The organism is Microcoleus sp. CAWBG27, assembly GCF_020883145.1.
Taxonomy (GTDB): Bacteria; Cyanobacteriota; Cyanobacteriia; order Cyanobacteriales; family Microcoleaceae; genus Microcoleus.
The window spans coordinates 134,558-137,411 of sequence record NZ_JAHREU010000004.1 but is presented as its reverse complement, the minus strand read 5'-3'; the positions used below and the strand labels follow the sequence as shown (position 1 = coordinate 137,411).

The 2,854-nt window shown below is 48.5% G+C and carries 3 protein-coding genes; all 3 read right to left on the bottom strand.

Annotated features, from left to right (window positions below; all coding sequences use genetic code 11):
- Positions 1-50 precede the first annotated feature (50 nt).
- Positions 51-1,490 (bottom strand): 16S rRNA (cytosine(967)-C(5))-methyltransferase, encoded by a 1,440-nt coding sequence (locus QZ938_RS04035; protein WP_293349517.1) that lies wholly within the window; start codon positions 1,488-1,490, stop codon positions 51-53.
- A 105-nt stretch (positions 1,491-1,595) separates the two neighbouring features.
- Complete coding sequence (locus tag QZ938_RS04030; protein WP_293147000.1) at positions 1,596-2,270, bottom strand: Uma2 family endonuclease; 675 nt, start codon at positions 2,268-2,270, stop codon at positions 1,596-1,598.
- A gap of 48 nt (positions 2,271-2,318) precedes the next feature.
- On the bottom strand, positions 2,319-2,854 hold a 536-nt coding region (locus QZ938_RS04025; RefSeq protein ID WP_293365364.1), incomplete at its 5' end, for a hypothetical protein.

Below are 2,854 nucleotides of genomic sequence, written 5' to 3'. Positions count from 1 at the left end.
TGAAACCGCGTCTATACAAACAAAACCCGCCTCCGCGGGTTGAATTCTTCTTAATCTCGCTTGAGTTTCACCATAAAAAAGCCATCCATTTGATGCTTGTGCGGCCAAACTTTCACCCATCCTTCCGGTGACGGCTGAACGGGTAAATCAATAGTTGGCGGTTCGATTTGCCAGTTAGGATTGCTATCTAAGAACGATCGCACAACCTGTTCATTTTCCAAAGGATGAATCGTGCAAGTTGCGTAAACTAAGACGCCGCCGGACTTGACAAATGTCGCTGCATTTGCTACTAATTCCGATTGCAGTTGGGATTGTTGTTGAATATTTTCGGGAGTGTGCCGCCACCGGGCGTCAGCGCGTCGGTGTAGGGTTCCGAGGCCCGAACAAGGTGCGTCTAATAATACTCTGTCTGCTAGGTTGATAAATTCTGGGAAGTGGCGGCTGTCTCCGGTATGAATTTTAATAGATTTCATCTGGAGTCGATCGGCATTTTCAGCAAGTTTTTTTAGTCTGCTAGCGGTTTTATCGCAGGCGTAAATAGTGCCTGTATCCTGCATTAATTCGGCGCTGTGGGTGGTTTTCCCTCCCGGTGCGGCGCAGGCATCGATGATGGTTTCCCCCGGCTGTGGATCGAGTAAATGGGTGACTAATTGAGCGCTGCTGTCTTGGATTGTCCACCAACCTTCGCTATATCCGGGCAGGTTTTGAATTGCGCCGGTGCTGCCATTTAGTCTTAATGCTTGGGGTAAATGGGGGATTCTGCTGGTTGAGATGTTTTGGGATTTGAAGGCGGTTTCGATTTGGGCGATCGAGCTTTTTAAGGGATTGATTCTGAGGTCAATTGTGGGGGATTGGTTGAACCATTCGCAGAGTTGTTCGGTTTCGGTTTCGCCTATTTGTTCGTTCCACAATTCTACTAACCAGTCGGGAAAGCTGTGGAGAATTCCGAGGCGTTGGACTGGGTTTTCTGGTAATTTTAGGGGATTCAAACCCCCCCTAGCCCCCCCTTGGTAAGGGGGGGGATTAGAAGTGGTTTGAGTGTCTGGTTGTTGAGGGGAATTAGGACTACTCTTAGCCCCCCCTTGGTAAGGGGGGGTTGGGGGGGTTAAACGGATATATTGCCGCAGCAAGCCGTTGACAAAACTGCTGAGTCCTGATAATTTGTTTTCTTTTGCTAGTTGAACCGTGGTATTGACGGCGGCGGAGGGGGGAATGTGGTTGAGATATTGGAGTTGATATAGGCCTAAATGTAGGATTGTACGTAGATCTGGCGGTTGTTGGGAGGATTTTTTGGTGGCTAGTTTGTCGATGATGAAGTCGATCGCGCGCATTCTCCTGACGCTACCATAGACTAATTCTGTGACTAAACGGCGATCGAGGTCGTTGAGTTGAGAGTTGCGTAAAGTGCGATCGAGGGCGGCGTCTGCAAATGCACCGCGACGGTGGACTTCGCGGAGTGCGAGAAAGGCTATTTGGCGGGGATTTTGCATAGTGTAAGATATGGCGGCCGAGAAACCGGGTTTTTTACGATAATACTTGGTTACAGCCCGCAAATTCGATAAAAACCCGGTTTCTGACTACTCGCTACAAAAGTCTCAAATGTCCTCTGGATTTATGCCCATTTCTCGGAGTTTTTCTGAAAGGCGATCGGCTTTTTGCTGTACCAACTCTTTCTCCTGTCTTTCTTGTTCCATTTGTCTCGACAACTCCACATAAGACAAAAACTTCAATCCGTCAGGACGATAAATTTCCAAGTCTCCTGATGCAGTTTCAAAACGGATTTCCAAACGCGGACTTACCCAACCCTCGATTGATTCAATATAGTTGAGTTTTCCCTCACTTCGCAGCCAACCTATTAACTCATTATCCTCTGGACTGTAGACATAATATTCTTCGACTCCATAATCCTCGTAGAACTTAAACAGCTTAAACATGGCTCCCATGCGGTTTCCAGGGGAGAGGATTTCAAAGACAACTTGCGGCGCGATATTATCTTCAAGCCACTGTTGGTAGGAACCTCTGTAACCTTTTGGTCTACCAAAGACTACCATCGTATCAGGTGCTTGGCGGGTTTTGTTATCTCCTTCGACGGGATACCACAGCAAATCACCTGCTACAAAGACATTTTCGTTGTCTTTGAATAAGGCATCTATGCCGCCTTGAATGGTTACGATTAATTGGAACTGTTTGGTATTGTCAGACATGGGTTTTCCGTCGCTGTCTGGGTAGATGATTGCTGGCAAAGTTTGAGTGGGAATTGTTGCTGTCATGGGGATGACTCCATTGCTAGTAGCATCAATTTCTATTTTATACCTATTTCAACAAAACCCGGCGGTTGAAACCGCGTCTACACAGACAAAACCCGCCTTCGCGGGTTGATGAAACCCGGCGGTTGAAACCGCGTCTACACAGACAAAACCCGCCTTCGCGGGTTGATAAAATCCGGCGGTTGAAACCGCGTCTACACAGACAAAACCCGCCTTCGCGGGTTGATAAAATCCGGCGGTTGAAACCGCGTCTACACAGACAAAACCCGCCTTCGCGGGTTGATAAAATCCGGCGGTTGAAACCGCGTCTACACAGACAAAACCCGCCTTCGCGGGTTGATAAAATCCGGCGGTTGAAACCGCGTCTACACAGACAAAACCCGCCTTCGCGGGTTGATAAAATCCGGCGGTTGAAACCGCGTCTACACAGACAAAACCCGCCTTCGCGGGTTGATAAAATCCGGCGGTTGAAACCGCGTCTACACAGACAAAACCCGCCTTCGCGGGTTGATAAAATCCGGCGGTTGAAACCGCGTCTACACAGACAAAACCCGCCTTCGCGGGTTGATAAAATCCGGCGGTTGAAA